Here is a 16,436-nt window from a genome sequence, read left to right as displayed (position 1 = left end):
ATCGGCCGTCTTGGGGACGAATGGTTGGCAGCAAATAACATTTTGTTATTTGTGTTCGTTCCGTAGGAACGTTTGGTGATGCAAATGATAAATTACCTTCCCCATTATGGTCTGTGCGGACACAGACCACGGAAATATTTCAAACAAGAAGGTCCCGATTTACATCAGGACCTTTTAAAGATTTATTGTGTTATTGCCTAAGCACTCACCGTATTTTCTATTTTCAATACTTTCGATGTTCTTGTTCTGGTTTCTTTGCAAAGTGCTGGGTCCTGAGCTAAGGCTTTTCCATAGGTTGGGATCATTTCTCTGATTTTCGCCTGCCATTCGTCGGTAGCTAAATCTTCTGCAAAGCAACGGTTTAATAGATCGAGCATAATAGAAACTGCTGTTGATGCCCCTGGAGAAGCGCCCAGCAAAGCTGCAATAGAACCATCAGCAGTACTTACTACCTCGGTGCCAAACTCTAAAATACCACCTTGTTTTTCGTCTTTTTTAATTACCTGAACACGCTGCCCTGCATATTCCAGTTCCCAATCTTTAAGTTCGGCAGTTGGTAAATATTCTTTCAACGCTTCCAACCTGTCTTCTGGCGACTGCCTAACCTGCTCAATTAAATATTTTGTTAAATCGAGGTTATGCAATCCTGCAGAGAGCATCGGACGGATGTTATTAAATTTAATTGATTTTGGTAAATCCAGGAATGAACCATTTTTAAGGAATTTGGTAGAAAAACCAGCATAAGGGCCAAACAACAATGCTTGTTTGCCATTAATCATTCTGGTATCTAAATGTGGAACCGACATTGGTGGCGCACCAACCGCAGCTTTTCCGTACACTTTTGCATGGTGTTTTTTAATAATTTCTTCATTGGTACATTTTAGCCATTGCCCACTTACGGGGAAACCGCCAAAACCTTTTCCTTCAGGAATATCTGATTTTTCCAATAATGGCAAAGAACCACCACCGGCACCGATAAATACAAATTTAGCTACACGTTTACGTTTATCACCGGTTTCTAAATCTTTAACTTTTACAATCCAATTGCCGTCTTTATTTTTTTTCAGGTCGCGGATTTCGTGATTGAAATGCAGATTAACATTACTTTGCTCCTTTAAGTTGTTAAACATATCACGGGTTAAAGTTCCGAAATTAACATCGGTTCCTAAATCCATTTTTGTTGCTGCAACTTTTTCGCTTTTTTTACGACCATCCATAATTAAAGGTGCCCAGTTTTTTACGAGCTCAGTATCCTCCGTATATTGCATGTCGCTAAACAGATCACATTGGGTTAATGCGTCGTAGCGTTTTTTAAGGTACTCTACGTTCTTTTTCCCCCAAACAAAACTCATGTGAGGAATATTGCGGATAAAATTACAAGGGTCAGAAACCAATCCCTTGGTAACTAAGTATGACCAAAATTGCTTGGAAACTTCAAAATGTTCTGCAATCTGAACTGCCTTTTTTATTTCAACCGTACCATCCTTCTTTTCGGGTGTATAGTTTAATTCGCAAAAAGCAGAGTGTCCCGTTCCGGCGTTATTCCAGGCATCAGAACTTTCTGCCGCCGCAATATCTAAACGTTCGTAAATTTCTATGCTTAAATTGGGCTCTAATTGTTTTAACAAAACACCCAGGGTTGCACTCATGATGCCAGCCCCAATTAAAATTACATCAGCGTCAGTTTTACCAACTGTCTTTTTCTTTTTTGTCATCTTAGCTTAAAGGAGTTACAAATTTAGAATGATTTTAAACATCCCACGAATTTTAGGCCATTAATTCTGAAAAAATTGCCAAAAAATTAGAAATACCTCTCTCTTTTTGACAAGCTCTAATCAAATTTTAATCCAAAAATTAGTTTGATCAATAACAAAGCAAACAGAACATAAAACTAACCATAGAAACCTATTGTTAATTTGCTAATCGAACCATCTATTTCTTCTAAAAATTTATCATTTTACTTTTAAACGCTCGAAAAAATTTAAATTTCGATAATCAGGAAATGTTCAGAAAGGCTAAATTTAGCAAAATCTGCATTTTTAATTTTTTTTCCTTCCTAAAGTGTTAGTTTTATACATCTATTTGTTTAAAACATGCCTCATGAAGAATTTAATTTTATTTTGCTTTGTACTATTTTTAGCTGCCTGTTCTGGCGAAAAAACCGATCAGCTTTTACTCGAACTTGATAAAAAGAAACTGGCTGAAAACATCAATTATGATAAAATCATATTTTATAAATTTGCTAAAATAGCAGTCCGTTCAACTGCCGTTCAGGATACCACCCAGCCTGAGTATCAGAAATTCAGTAAACAGGCACAAAGTGTTGTTAGTACCCTCAACAAAGTAAATGCGCACAACAACGAAAATATTTCTGTAATTGATGCGCTGATGGTGTATAAAGAATATCGATCGGTTAAACAATTTGTAAAAGAAACCGATGAGGATGTTTTTCCATTGCTTACCGCTGGATTTATTGCAATGAAAACGGGCGTAAAAACGCCGCAACCATTTTTTAAGGATGCAAACAAGGCTTACTATCAAAATATAGAACATGCCATTTTAAGCATGGCGGTACTGGCCACCAGAGATTTAGGGCAACCTTTTGCATTATATGAATGTGCTAAAACTCAACCTGAACTGCTGGATGATTGCGAAATTAAAACACTTTTGGAATTTGTGCGCGGTTTCTTGTTTTTTAGCAACAACCTGTTTTATTTATCTGAAGATGGTCTTTCGAGAAACATTAAATGGCTCGATAAAAACGAGAAAATCCCACTCCCCTACACCAAAGCCTTTTTTGGCTGTAGCCGATTAAACGATGAGCAGACACACTTGGCTTTCCATAGCATGAACTATCTTTTTAGAGGCTTTGACCGAATGAGAATGGAACGGAAAATCGATGAAGAAAGATCGCTTGAAGATTTTGAGGCTTTCTTAAACGACATGAACAAACTCGGCATCCAAAACGAACTGGTTTGGGGAATAACCGCTTATCTGAATTTAAAAAAGGAAAGACCAGAGCAGTCGCTTCCAGCCTTGGAAAAGCTGAGCAAAAGCCCATTATTTTCTAATAGCGAACGCGAAGCCCTACAACAAACTATGATATATGTAAAAGACCGTAAATCAGACAAGGCATTAACTGGTGTGTACGACAAAGCGTTTATCGGTAAAATTGCTACCAAATACATGATTGCGGTACTCTCGAAAATAGATTGGGAAAAACTGATGAAACAACAGGGTGTTCCTTATACCGAAGAAGTATTTGCCGGCATAGGCAAGTTTAAAGCGCTTTCCAATTCGGTGAGTGAGTATACTCAGCCATCAACCATAGAAAAAGGAAAAAAAGAGATTGGCAAGAAAGGCAGCGAACTGCTCGAAAAAGCTAAAGGTTTTTTGAACTAATGGTAAGTTTTAACCACTGATAAAAAGGATACACACAGATAGATATTAGCATCTACTCAAGAGGACAAATTCATAAGCGGAAGGATTCGGGAATTAATCGAGATGGCTTAAAATATTAATCAATTTACCGAAAGGATCTCTGGTGTAAAACCGCCTAACACCCCATGGTTCATCAGCCGGGCCGTATTCGATCGAAAATCCAGCTGCCTTAACTTTTTCCAATATTTCATCAACATGTTCAACTTCGATGGATAGATCTGGTGTTGGGGTACCCGATCCACCTTCGGACGCAAAACTGATCTGTACATCCATTCTTTGTCCTGCCGCACCATAAGTTGCAATCCAACCAAGATCCATTAGCAGATCAAGCCCCAAAATATCTTTATAAAAACTGGCTGCATCAGCAATTTTTAGGGTATCGATATTCAGCACTATTCTTTTTACCATAAACAAAAGTTTAAATTCCTAAATTAACAAAAAGCCCTGCAATGTTTATTGCAGGGCTAGTCAAGCACGCTTATTAATTTTTAAGCTTCGCCTTAAATATTTTTTCCAGTTTCTCTATTTTAGGCTGGATCACCAATCTGCAATAAGGTTCACTTCCGTTTTTGTTGAAATAATTCTGGTGGTAATTTTCTGCAATATAAAATGGCTTGGCTGCTTCAATTGCTGTTACCACTTTTTTGCCATAGGCATTGGTTTTATTCAGTTCTGCCTTATATTTTTCTGCCAAAGATTTTTGCTCAGCCGAATGATAAAAAACTACGGAGCGATATTGGGTACCGCTATCAGCACCCTGACGGTTTAATGTTGTAGGATCGTGGCTTTTCCAAAAAACTTCCAATAAATCATCGTAAGAAATCACCATTGGGTTATAGGTAATCTCTAAAACCTCGGCATGCCCGGTAGCCCCTGTACACACTTCTTCATATGTTGGATTGCTTAAGGCACCACCTTCATATCCCGATTTAACCGATATTACGCCTTTTAAACGTTGAAAAATGGCTTCAGTACACCAAAAACAGCCCATTCCAAATGTAGCTTTCTCTGTCTTTTTCCCTTGTGCATCCGCCTGATTTAAGGCTAATACTGCTAATAGGATTAAAATTATTTTTTTCATTTGTGTTTTATTTTTTTAGTCGCAAATAACCATTTTACCTTACAGGCTACTAATGTTATTTCTACTTAATGATACGAAATTAAACAAAGTCTAGTTTGCGTTTAAATTATAATGGATTTAGTGTGACAATCGAATATTACCTAGCTTTTGCAATTTTGTTAATAACTTAAAAAACTGTATATTAATTTATTAAAGACTTAACTTCCAACCTAAATGCAGTTAATAACAATTCTTTTTAAATTCGTAAAACATTAAATATAAAATTATGTCTACACCGTATATTCCTTGTTTAGATTTAGGCTCTTACATCAATGGCTCTGCAGAAGACCGTAAAAAGTTTTCTGATGAATTGGGCAGGGCTTTTAACGATTCGGGTTTTGTTACCATTACCAACCATGGTTTAAGCCAGGAATTAATTGACAAGCTTTATGAAAATATTAAAGCTGCCTTTTCGCTTCCCGTTGAAACCAAAAGGAAATACGAGAAACCGGAATTAGCCGGTCAACGTGGTTACACCAGTGCAGGCAAAGAAACAGCTAAAGGGGCTAAAACTCCAGATTTGAAAGAATTCTGGCAGATTGGCCAGGAAGTAACTGATGGTGATCCGGTTAAAAATGAATATCCTGACAATGAAGTTTTAGAAGAACTACCAGAATTTAACCAAGTAACAGGCGATATTTATAAAAAACTGGAAGAAAACGGGACACATTTATTACGTGCCATTGCTACCTACCTGGAATTGCCGATCAATTATTTCGACAAACATGTTCATAACGGAAATTCTATTTTGAGGGGTATTCACTACTTCCCGATCGAAAATCCTGAAACCATTCCTGACGACGCGGTACGTGCTGGTGCGCATGAAGACATCAATTTGATTACCTTATTAATTGGTGCCAGTGCAGATGGCTTAGAAGTTTTAACCCGTAGCAATGAGTGGTTACCGATTAAAGCACACCACACTGATATAGTGGTGAACGTTGGCGATATGTTACAGCGTTTAACCAACAATAAATTAAAATCGACAACACATAGAGTGGTAAACCCACCTCGCGAGCTGATGAAAACCTCTCGTTTTTCTGTTCCGTTTTTCTTACATCCACGCAGCGATATGGATCTAACAAGTTTACCATCAACCATTGATGCGGAACACCCTAAAGCCTATAGTGACATGACTGCGGGTGAATATTTGGATGAAAGATTAAGAGAAATTGGATTGAAGAAATAGTTTGGAGTCGTGAGCCCTCAGTCATGAGTCCCTAGCGAATCGTAAACAAAAATAAAAGCATCGGCCAAAATAGACTGCCCCAAATAGTGTCTAACTTTTTGGGGGCAGTGCAAAACCGGTGCTCTTTTATTATTTTCAAACATGCATTCAACAACTTTAGAAGTTTACGCCGAAATTGATGGGATTGGTTCTGCTTCAGGGTTATTCTTGAGTGAAGATTTACTGTATATTATAGGCGATAACAGTGCTTATTTAAATGAATACAACATCAAAACCAAGCAGCTCCGCAAGATTCAGATATTATTTGAAGCGGAACTAAATCAGTTAGAAAACATACCTAAATCCTTAAAACCCGATTTCGAAATCCTTTGTCATAATAACAATAAGCTCTACATATTAGGTTCGGGCTCTACGCCCAAAAGAAACCTGATGATCGAATTCGACCTGAAAACTCAAAAAGTTATTCAGAAAGACCTGACCGATACCTACACCAAACTTAAAGCTATTGCTAAAATAGATGATCAGAACTTTAACCTTGAAGGTTCAATTTTTACAGGGAATGAGTGGCTACTTTTTAACCGTGGCAATGGGATCGATGCAAAGAATGGCATATTCGATATCCAGGAAGCAGATTTAGCTAAAGCTAAACAAGTTAAGTTCAACCCTTTTAAGCTTCCAAATATTGATCATGTAGAATCTTCTTTTACCGATGCTGTATTGGTGAAAAATGAAATATTTTTCATTGCTACCGCCGAAGATACCAAATCGACTTATGCTGATGGAGAAATTTTGGGCAGTTTTATCGGCAGTATTAACCTGCAGACTTTGAAGCTAACCTTCAGCAATAAAATCTCGGACAAACATAAATTTGAAGGCATTACTTTACTTAGCCAAAACGAGCATAGTACAACTTTTTTATTGTGTGAGGATCGTGATAGCGAAGAACTTAAAACGGTAATTTATAAGTTGGCAATCAATTTTTAGGCGGAAGAGTTGTCAACTTTCTGGCAAACTGGCTATTTAAGTTGACAACTCTGAATTTAAGCAAATATTTAATTCTTCAGCAAACTCCTTACAGAAACTTTTGGTGCTTCGCCTGCCGGTACAATAAAAATAGCATCATTTTCTATCACTTGTCCCTGATCGAAATAATAGCCCGCCGTAATCGGTAACACAGCGGTAATTGCTTTCCCATCTTTATCTTTTGTAGGATAAGTAACATTTATCAAATGGCTTTTCATAGCAATCTGAACCTTTTTTGAGGTTAGCCTAGCTCCCGTTGCGTTAATACAATCTAGCTCTACAATTTTTGAGCTACTTATTGCTGACAAATCCAGCGAACTGGCCAATCGGATATTAAAAGATTTACCAGTATTGTTTTTTACCGAAGCCAGCACTTTATAACGATCGACATTTTGATCTTTTATGGTTAATTTTTCTTTATTAACAATAGAATAGGTTACCGCAATTCCATCTACATTTACGGTTTCTCCATCTTTAATCTGTTGTGCATTTGCAATGCTTACCCCTCCAATAAAAAGCAACGAAAGCGCTAAAGTTTTGATTCGTTTCATATTTAGATATTTTACAAATTTATTTCTTCGATTCATCAATGGCTTTGTTCACCACATCCTGAATCCTTCCTCTAATTTTTAAGTTCGATAGCTTATCCGTAACGGTAGGGTTAACACGGTTAGACAAAAACACATACACCAAACCGCGCGATGGATCTACCCAAACACAAGTTCCGGTATAACCGGTATGGCCATAAGTTTGTGGCGAAGCCAGTTCAGACGGGTAACGTTTAGTCGTATCTGGATCCCAACGATCGAAACCCAAGCCTCTGCGGCTAACATTCGATTGTTTCGAAGTAAACATATCTACTGTCGAATTCTTGAAATATTCTACCCCGCCATAAGTACCGCGGTTTAAAAGCATCTGGTAAATAATAGCCAGATCGTTGGCGCTGGCAAATAAACCTGCGTGACCAGAAACACCACCAGCCAAAGCCGCACCCTGATCGTGAACGTAGCCAACTAAAAGGGTTTTCCTGAAATAGCTGTCCATTTCGGTTGGAATAATCTGTTCTGGTTTAAAACGGTTACGTGGCAAGAAACCCGCTGTTTGCATGCCTAATGGTTTGTAAAAGTTTTCATAAATATATTGATTTAAAGGCTCCTCACTAATATGTTCTACAATATCTTTCATTACATACATGCTGATATCGCTGTACACATATTTGCCACGTGTTCTTATTGGCGAATTGAGCATTTTAGGCCACATAAAATCTTTAAAAAAGCCTTTTTTGATGTAATAGTTATCGGCCACTTTGGTTGGATATGCTGCTGAAGAATCTCTGCTGTAATCGCCGATTTTAACATAATCGTGAAAAGGAATGTAAGGGATAAAACCTGCCTGGTGCAACATCACTTCGCGTACCTGAATGTTGTTCATTGGCGTAGTACGTGCCTTTGGGATATAAGCACCAATATTGGTATCTAATTTTAACTTTCCTTCTTCAAACAAACGCATTACGGCAGGTGTGGTTGCAGTTACCTTGGTTACTGAGGCCAGATCAAAAATATCGGTTACCTTATCGGGCACATTGGTATCATAAGTATGTGTGCCATATGCTTTGTTAAAGATTACCTTGCCATCTTTAGCCACCAAAACCACCAATCCTGGCGTTGCTTTCTGCGCTATGGCCTCAGCAGCAATGGCATCAATTTCTTTTAAGTTGTTCGAATTTAAACCTGCATCTTCGGGTACAGTATACTTTAAGCGCGTAGCCGTTGTAGTGAAACCAGAACCCATGGTATAGCGGGCAGAATATGCCGTGGTTAACTTATTCGTAGCAGCAATACCACCAAAAATATATTGTGGCACAATAGCAGCAGCATCAATATTGTTTTGACCGGACCATACAATCGGAGATTTTAACAGATCGAATGATTTCAAACCAGGTCCGTTGCCAAAAAAAGAAATAATTACCTGTTTATTTTTACTGATGCTGTTAATGAAGTTAATGTATTTGGCTTTGTTTACATTTTGATCATCAATGGAAATCAAAATCGTATTAAAATATTTAAGATCATCTTCTAAATCGTTCAGGTTTACGCTGTCCTTATACGAATCGGCAGAAAATGAAGTGATTTTATCATATTTATTGGCCAGACTATCGAAAACAGCGCTATAAGCAAAACTCAGGCTAACTGAAGCAATGTTCTTTTTCTCTAGCGATTTTAAAGGAACAATACCGTCCTGATTATTTAATAACACTGTTGCATTAGTTATCGCATTGGCAATAGCCAGTTTTTTCTCATTCGCTGTATGCTCCTGTGCGCAGGCCATTAAACATAAAACATTGCAGCAAGTTGCTATAGCCAGGATATACAATCTATTTCGCTTCATATACTTTTTCTCCGTTCAGGTAGGTTTTTAAAACTTTGGTTTTTAATATGTTTTGTGGTGTTGATTTCAAAATATCGTGATCGAGGATGACAAAATCGGCGAACTTGCCTTTTTCTAAACTTCCTTTTTCTTCTTCTTCAAAGTTGGCTTTTGCAGCCCATATGGTCATTCCGCGTAAAGCTTCTTCAGGTGTTAAGGCATTTTCCACCTGAAAGCCCCCTTTCGGAAAACCTTTTACATCTTCCCTCACTGTTGCTGCATAAAACGTTAATAATGGGTTAATGTTTTCGACCGGAAAATCGGTACCTAAAGGAATCCAACCATTTTGCTTTAACAATTGTTTGTAAGCATAAGCACTTTTTAATCTTTCGGCACCCAACCGCTGTCTGGCCCAGTACATATCAGAAGTAGCATGTGTAGGCTGTACTGATGGCACAATACTGGCGCTTCCAAATAAACCGAAATCGTTAGCATTTACTACCTGTGCATGCTCAATCCGCCAGCGCTGATCGTTTTTGCCTTTTAAAATTTTATTGTAAATATTCAGGATTACCCTATTGGCTGAATCGCCAATGGCATGGGTACACATCTGGAAATGATTGGCTGCAATTTTTTTGGCTACTTCTTCAAAGTGTTTTTGATCGCTCAACAGAAAACCTGTTTTATCGGGCATATCGCTATATGGGTGCAACAGGCAGGCTCCACGCGACCCCAAAGCACCATCGGCATAAACCTTAAAAGCCCGAACATTCAGCCTTTCGGTTTTGATCGGCCCGCGACTAAAAAGGTATTTATAATTATCAGGCTCATCAGAAAGCATTACATAAAGCCTCATTTTGAGTTTATTCTCTTTCTGCAGTTTTTCGATAAATTCTACTGCTAAATAACTCAGACCACAATCATCAATGGTAGTTAAACCAGCAGCAAAGCAGTTTTTCTGCGCATCAATAAATATTTTTTCAGCCAATTTAGCATCTGGTGATGGGATTTTACGCTCTACTAAAGCTACGGCATTATCGATTAAAACACCAGTTAACTTTCCGTTTTGGGTAAGCATATCGCCACCTACCAATTTCTGCTCGCCTTTAATGCCTGCATCATCTAAAGCTTTTTGATTAGCAATGGCCGCATGACCATCGATACGGTTTAAAAACACTGGTCGATCAGGGAAAAGTAGCGTTAGCTTTTCATTAGTAGGGAAAGCTTTATTATCCCAATCGTTTTGATCCCAACCATTACCAATTAGCCAACCATCAGGGTGCGTTTTGGCAAAATCAGTTAAACGAGTAAGCACTTCATTCCACGATTTTGTTTCTCTTAAATCGGCCGTTTGCAGACTTTGTCCGTAGCCATAAAAATGGGCATGAGCATCTATAAAACCAGGATAAACTGCTTTTCCATCGGCATCAATCTCTTCTCTGCCAGCGTATTTTGATTTGATATCATCACTTTTGCCAAGTTCCAGGATCTTACCATTCTTCACGGCAAAGGCCTCAACTGTTTCGAATTTGTTGTTTACGGTATAAACCTTAGCATTATAAATAACAACATCAACTGCCTCTTTCCTGGCACAAGAAGTCAAAAGTATAGCTAGAAAAAGGCTGTATAAAGTGGCTTTCATATCGATAAAGATAGAAAATTGAAATCATTTGGCTTTGTAAATTCGGTTTTACAGAGATCATTTGTAACATTGGTCTAAGCGCCAAGCTAAGACACTGCAACAATTAGTTTTTTGCCACAGATACATACCATAAACACGTTTTTTTTTACCCTAGGCCGGGGTCTGTGTCTTCACAGACCGCCGAAATAACAACTTTTTTTTATCCGTTAATAGATCCTGAAACAAGTTCAGGAGGACAACTCTTCGTAAAAATGGATATTTATTTCTTCACTATATTTGGATGAACAGCCCTTTGTAAAATAAACCTGATGGAAGCGGTATACTTTTTAGGCGGTCACCCTGAGCGGAGTCGAAGGGCAGCCAAAAAGATACAGCGGACAGCGGGACTACCAAAACCGATTGACGCAGGAGCCTGCTTTTCAAAAAAAACAAAAAAATTAAGCATAAAGAATTAATTCTTTCCAGCCATATCCTTCGACTCCGCTCAGGATGACAACTGGTGTAAATAAAATCAGTTGAAGCAATTAATCCTATTTACCAACAGTCATTTACATGTTGAGTTTTAAACAAATCGGGTTCTTTAAGCTTATTTTGCATAATTTAGCGAATTCACTTTGCCTTAATACATGACTGATATTATTCACTTATTGCCTGATGCTGTTGCCAATCAAATTGCTGCCGGAGAAGTTGTTCAACGACCTGCTTCTGCGGTAAAAGAATTGCTCGAAAATTCGATAGATGCCGGCGCAGATAAAATTCAACTGGTAGTAAAAGATGCCGGTAAGGCATTGATTCAGATTATAGATAACGGCTGTGGGATGAGCGTTACTGATGCCAGAATGTGTTTCGAACGCCATGCCACTTCGAAGGTAAAAAAAGCCGAAGATTTATTTGCCATCCGCACCATGGGTTTTAGAGGCGAAGCCATGGCTTCTATTGCGGCGATTTCGCAGGTAGAAATGAAAACCCGCAGGCATGAGGATGAAATCGGTACCTGTATCTCTATCGAAGGTGCACAGGTAACCAACCAGGAACCTGTAGCTACCTCACCTGGAACACAGATTTCGATTAAAAACCTATTTTTCAATACGCCTGCCAGAAGGAATTTCCTTAAAAGTAATCCAGTTGAAATGCGCCATATCCTGGATGAATTTCAACGTGTAGCATTGGCGCACCCCGCTGTATTTTTTAGTCTGCACCATGATGGCACCGAGATTTTTAACCTGCCAAAAGGCAATTTAAAACAACGTATTGTTCACCTTTTTGGCAACAACTATAATGAACGTTTGGTTCCTGTTGAGGAAGAAACGACCATTATTAACCTAAAAGGGTATATTGGTAAACCTGCTTTTGCAAAGAAAACCAGGGGCGAACAATTCTTTTTTGTAAATAACCGTTTTATTAAAGATCCCTATTTAAACCACGCGGTAAGCTCTGCTTTCGAAGATTTATTGCCGGATGACAGTTACCCGTTATATGTATTGTTTATAGAGATCGATCCATCAAAAATTGACGTAAACGTTCATCCCACTAAAACAGAAATTAAGTATCTGGATGAAAAATCCATTTATGCGATCATGAAATCGGCCGTAAAACGTTCTATTGGCCGCTATAACATTTCGCCGACTTTAGATTTCGATCAGGAAACAGGTTTTAGCAATATGATTACCCATAAAGCGGTTGAAGACATTGTTCCACCAAGTATTAATTTCAATCCTGATTTTAATCCATTTGCAAGCGATAGTACTTCTACATCAGGTTACGCTTCATCGCCAAGAAATTATGAAGCCAAACCGAGTGCTAAAAACTGGGGTTCGCTTTACGAAATAACAGAACAGCCAATTTTAGAACAAACTTCTATTTATGCTGATGAAACGGTTTTAGAAACCAAGCAAAAGCAGTACATGCAATTGCACAACCGCTATATTGTTTCGCAGATTAAGTCGGGATTGATGGTGATTGATCAACAAATGGCACATGAGCGGATCCTTTACGAGCGTTTTCTCGTACATCTGGATGACCGCAAAGGTGCATCGCAGCAGAGCTTATTTCCGCAAACCATTACGCTTAATGCCAATGATTTCGAACTGGCCAAAAGTTTATTGGATGATATAAAAAGTTTGGGCTTCGATGTACGGGAATTTGGAAAAAATACGTTGGTAGTAGAAGGTGTTCCGGTTGATCTGGGCAGCAGCAATATTAACGAAACACAATTATTTGAACAGTTGATTGAGGGCTTTAAAAACTCGCAGCAGGAACTAAAATTAAGCAAACGCGATAGCTTGGCCAGAAGTTTAGCAAAAAACAGCGCTATAAAAGCGGGAACAAGTCTTGGTCAGGAAGAAATGAATACTTTGATTGATGAGCTTTTTGCCTGTAAAACACCTAACTTTAGCGTGAGTGGCAAACCGATTATCCAAACCATTACTCTGGCAGAGCTGGATAAGAAGTTTGAGAAATAGGTTTAGGGTTTAGGGTTTAGGGTTTAGGGTAAACAAATAAAGATTAAACTTTGCCGCTTAAAAACAAGAAAAAATTAAATGAATAACATATATATTCCACCAGTAGTAAAAAACCTGCTGATTATTAACGTCTTATTTTTTGCAGCGGCAAACCTGCTTCCAAGCCTCAAGCTCGATAATTTACTCGCTGTATTTTATTTCGATTCACCAAATTTTAGACTCTGGCAGCCCATTACCTATATGTTTATGCATGGGGGTATTGCACATATTTTCTTCAACATGTTTGCATTGTATTCTTTTGGGAGCCTGCTCGAATCGAGGTGGGGGGCTAAAAAATTTCTGGCATTCTATTTCATAACAGGTTTAGGCGCATTATTTTTACAGTGGGCAGTACAAGCTTTTGAAGTTCAGCAGATTATTGGTCACATTACCCTATTTGATGGTTGGCAGAAGCACATTACCAGTCAGGCTCAAATGGATACTTTAGGCGGAATTTATTATGGTGGTATGGTTGGTGCCTCTGGTGCCATTTTCGGCTTATTGGTAGCTTTTGGCATGCTTTATCCAAATGCCGAATTATTGATTATGTTTATTCCGGTTCCTGTAAAAGCAAAATACATTATACCAATTTATATTTTAGTAGAGTTATCTTTAGGCATTGCATCAATACAAGGCGATTCTATTGCCCATTATGCCCATCTTGGGGGTGCCTTAATCGGCTTTATACTTGTTAAAATATGGAAAGACAAAAACGATACATTTTATACACTCTATGAATAATACTTTCAAAGATTTAAAATACAAGGTTTTTCAATCGAGCAATCCATTGTTCTTTTACATTGGGATTAATGTGATGCTGTTTTTAATCACCGCCATCATTGGTGTAATTGTTTTTTTAGGTCGTATCCCTATCGATTTTGATTTATGGCTTAGAGAATATGTTGGCTTACCAGCAAGTATTTCCAAATTGCCTGAACGTTTTTACGCCATATTTACTTACATGTTTTTTCATGACGGGATTCTTCATATCCTGTTCAACATGCTCGGCTTATTCTGGTTCGGCAACATATTCATGAATTTTCTAAAAAGCAGGCAATTTCATTTTGTTTACCTTGCTGGTGGTTTATTTGGCGGCTTATTTGCCGTAGCCATATTAAATATATTTCCAGTTTATTCAGGCGGATTAGCAGGCGTGACCATTGTAGGGGCATCTGCGGCAGTAATGGCCATTATTTTCGCCGCTGCAACTCTGGTACCGAATTATACCATCATGCTACTTTTCTTTGGCGAGGTTAAAATTAAATGGATTGCAATTATATATTTTGCACTCGATTTCATTGCCATCGGCTCCGTAAATGCAGGTGGAAGTTTAGCCCATATTGGTGGAGCACTTTTAGGTTTCACCTTTATAAAAAGTTTGCAGAGCGGAAGGGATTGGAGCAAAATTTTCGAACGCAAACCGAAATTAAAGGTAGTTCGGAATGAAAAACCGGTTAAAAAACCCGAATTTAAAGGCGGCGTTTCCCAGCAGGAAATAGATGCCATTTTAGATAAAATATCAACCTCAGGATACGATAAATTAACAGCGGTAGAAAAAGAAAAATTATTTAAGGCGAGTAAAGATTAATGGCCACAAAAAAAAAGAAGTATAGTTTAGTGGATAAACTCCTTTTGCCCATTGCCTTTGTATTGGCAATTGCTTTGCTATTGGGGGTTCTTGCCGGAAATATGGATCCAAGAAAACATGCTATTATTGCCTTTTTCGGTCTCGCCTACCCTTTCGTTTTATTCGTTAACATTATCTTGCTGGCTTGGTGGTTTTTAAGCAAAAAATGGATTTTTGCAATCGCTACCGTTTTGGTTATCGCACTTGGTGCTAAAGCTTTAAAAGCAACATTTGCCATTGGCGGCGATGAAGGTGGCACCGAAAAGGCAGAAAACAGCATCAGAATGATGACCTATAATGTGCATAGCTTTAAATTATACGGCGAAGACAATACCGAATCGGTAAAAGAAAAAATGCTTCAGGTGGTGAAAGATCAAAATCCTGATATCATCTGTTTTCAGGAATTTTTTACCCGTTATAAAGGTGCTTTCGATACTGTTGATAGCTTAAAGCTACTCTTAAATACAAAATATTATTACTTCGTACCAACCAATAAAAATGATTACGAAGCTACTGGCTTAGCTATATTTTCTAAATTCCCCATTAAAGATTCTGGCAAAATTCCATTTGTTGAAGGCTTTCCTGGCAACATGAGTATTTATACCGATTTAAACATTAAGGGAAAAACCCTGAGGGTTTATAATGTACATTTTCAATCTATTTCTTTCGAAAAACAAGATTACCAATACCTGGATAAGGTTAAGGAAATGAATACCGAAATCCAGCCATCGAAACGGATTTTAAGAATGCTGAAAAGTGCCTTTTTGAAGCGTAGCGGTCAGGTAGATATTATGAAAAAGGAAATGGCAGCCTGTAAAACACCTTATCTTATTGCAGGCGATTTTAACGATACGCCAGCTTCTTACGTGGTTACCCAGATTACTGCCGGATTAAACAATAGCTTTATTAAAAAGGGAAATGGCTTTGGTAAAACTTATAATGGTAAGTTCCCCAATTTTCAGATCGATTACATTGCTACTTCTAAGGAACTTGAAGTGTTAAATTACAAAATTACCCAGGCCAAGTTATCCGACCACTTTCCGGTACGCAGCGACCTTAGGTTTATTCCCTAATGCTTAATTTCGATCTTATGGTGCATGAAGACACGAACCATAGCGATGGAAAAATCGCGCTTTCGATTGTAGTTTAATGATTTTTCATTTGGATCGCAATCCCTGTACAAACAATAAGTTTTTTTCCGTTTTTCACTTTTACGCTTTCCCGAAAGTTCGCATTAGCGTCAAGTTAATGATATTGACAAAGGTTGAAAAGTCTGTGATTATTATTTAAAAAGGAAAAAGCAACTTGTAGTTCTAAACACATTTGACAATGTCTACAAGCCGCTTTTTCAACTCTAAAATAAAAAAAAGATTTGATATTTTTTTTAATGGATCAACCATTGATACTATAGCTCGGAGCAGTGGTTTTCTTCAGCGCAGTGCAAAGAAGATTTCTCCGATGGATTTTGTTATGGGCTTTGTGTTAAGCTGTTCTCAAATGCAAAACACATTCAGTCAATGGGCTTT

Annotated in this window: 14 protein-coding genes; 8 read left to right on the top strand and 6 right to left on the bottom strand. The window is 38.0% G+C overall.

What is annotated here, in order from left to right; translation table 11 throughout:
- Window positions 1–197: 197 nt before the first annotated feature.
- Window positions 198–1,715: a malate:quinone oxidoreductase gene (locus EYS08_RS23410; protein ID WP_131032368.1), complete on the bottom strand. Its 1,518-nt coding sequence runs from the start codon at window positions 1,713–1,715 to the stop codon at window positions 198–200.
- Window positions 1,716–2,100: 385 nt separating this feature from the next.
- Here EYS08_RS23410 and EYS08_RS23405 point away from each other — a divergent pair, with 385 nt between their 5' ends.
- Window positions 2,101–3,402: a short-chain dehydrogenase gene (locus EYS08_RS23405; protein WP_131032367.1), complete on the top strand. Its 1,302-nt coding sequence runs from the start codon at window positions 2,101–2,103 to the stop codon at window positions 3,400–3,402.
- 93 nt (window positions 3,403–3,495) lie between these two features.
- Here the strand turns inward: EYS08_RS23405 and EYS08_RS23400 are convergent, their stop codons facing one another.
- Together EYS08_RS23400 and msrA are read right to left on the bottom strand one after the other, a co-directional pair.
- Window positions 3,496–3,849, bottom strand: coding sequence for a VOC family protein (locus EYS08_RS23400; RefSeq protein ID WP_131032366.1), 354 nt, complete (start codon window positions 3,847–3,849; stop codon window positions 3,496–3,498).
- Window positions 3,850–3,922: 73 nt separating this feature from the next.
- Window positions 3,923–4,522 (bottom strand): peptide-methionine (S)-S-oxide reductase MsrA, encoded by a 600-nt coding sequence (msrA, locus tag EYS08_RS23395; RefSeq protein WP_131032365.1) that lies wholly within the window; start codon window positions 4,520–4,522, stop codon window positions 3,923–3,925.
- A gap of 265 nt (window positions 4,523–4,787) precedes the next feature.
- Here msrA and EYS08_RS23390 point away from each other — a divergent pair, with 265 nt between their 5' ends.
- Together EYS08_RS23390 and EYS08_RS23385 are read left to right on the top strand one after the other, a co-directional pair.
- On the top strand, window positions 4,788–5,750 hold the full coding sequence (locus tag EYS08_RS23390; RefSeq protein ID WP_131032364.1) for an isopenicillin N synthase family dioxygenase: 963 nt from the start codon (window positions 4,788–4,790) through the stop codon (window positions 5,748–5,750).
- Window positions 5,751–5,891: 141 nt separating this feature from the next.
- Window positions 5,892–6,734 (top strand): DUF6929 family protein, encoded by an 843-nt coding sequence (locus EYS08_RS23385; protein WP_131032363.1) that lies wholly within the window; start codon window positions 5,892–5,894, stop codon window positions 6,732–6,734.
- 68 nt (window positions 6,735–6,802) lie between these two features.
- On the opposite strand, the gene EYS08_RS23380 is transcribed toward EYS08_RS23385, so the two are convergent.
- Genes EYS08_RS23380 through EYS08_RS23370 form a run of 3 tightly spaced genes read right to left on the bottom strand, consistent with a single transcriptional unit; the run spans window position 6,803 to window position 10,782 of the window.
- Complete coding sequence (locus EYS08_RS23380) at window positions 6,803–7,324, bottom strand: hypothetical protein (RefSeq protein WP_131032362.1); 522 nt, start codon at window positions 7,322–7,324, stop codon at window positions 6,803–6,805.
- 19 nt (window positions 7,325–7,343) lie between these two features.
- Complete coding sequence (locus tag EYS08_RS23375; protein ID WP_131032361.1) at window positions 7,344–9,161, bottom strand: serine hydrolase domain-containing protein; 1,818 nt, start codon at window positions 9,159–9,161, stop codon at window positions 7,344–7,346.
- Window positions 9,148–10,782 (bottom strand): amidohydrolase, encoded by a 1,635-nt coding sequence (locus EYS08_RS23370; RefSeq protein ID WP_131032360.1) that lies wholly within the window; start codon window positions 10,780–10,782, stop codon window positions 9,148–9,150. The genes EYS08_RS23375 and EYS08_RS23370 overlap by 14 nt, the downstream gene beginning before the upstream one ends.
- Window positions 10,783–11,408: 626 nt before the next feature.
- On the opposite strand from EYS08_RS23370, the gene mutL reads away from it, so the two are divergent.
- The 5 genes from mutL to EYS08_RS26195 form a co-directional block, all read left to right on the top strand.
- Complete coding sequence (gene mutL, locus EYS08_RS23365; RefSeq protein WP_131032359.1) at window positions 11,409–13,244, top strand: DNA mismatch repair endonuclease MutL; 1,836 nt, start codon at window positions 11,409–11,411, stop codon at window positions 13,242–13,244.
- A 78-nt stretch (window positions 13,245–13,322) separates the two neighbouring features.
- On the top strand, window positions 13,323–14,024 hold the full coding sequence (locus EYS08_RS23360; protein ID WP_131032358.1) for a rhomboid family intramembrane serine protease: 702 nt from the start codon (window positions 13,323–13,325) through the stop codon (window positions 14,022–14,024).
- A complete protein-coding gene (locus EYS08_RS23355) occupies window positions 14,017–14,871 on the top strand; it encodes a rhomboid family intramembrane serine protease (protein WP_131032357.1) in 855 nt (284 codons plus the stop codon). Before EYS08_RS23360 ends, EYS08_RS23355 begins: the two co-directional genes overlap by 8 nt.
- Window positions 14,871–15,983 (top strand): endonuclease/exonuclease/phosphatase family protein, encoded by a 1,113-nt coding sequence (locus EYS08_RS23350; protein ID WP_131032356.1) that lies wholly within the window; start codon window positions 14,871–14,873, stop codon window positions 15,981–15,983. Before EYS08_RS23355 ends, EYS08_RS23350 begins: the two co-directional genes overlap by 1 nt.
- 256 nt (window positions 15,984–16,239) lie before the next feature.
- Window positions 16,240–16,436 (top strand): hypothetical protein (locus EYS08_RS26195; RefSeq protein WP_208745944.1); only part of this gene is annotated, 197 nt, incomplete at its 3' end.

Source organism: Pedobacter kyonggii (assembly GCF_004310665.1).
Lineage (GTDB): Bacteria > Bacteroidota > Bacteroidia > Sphingobacteriales > Sphingobacteriaceae > Pedobacter > Pedobacter kyonggii.
Note: the sequence above shows the minus strand (reverse complement) of the source record. Positions and strands in the feature narration are given on the sequence as shown.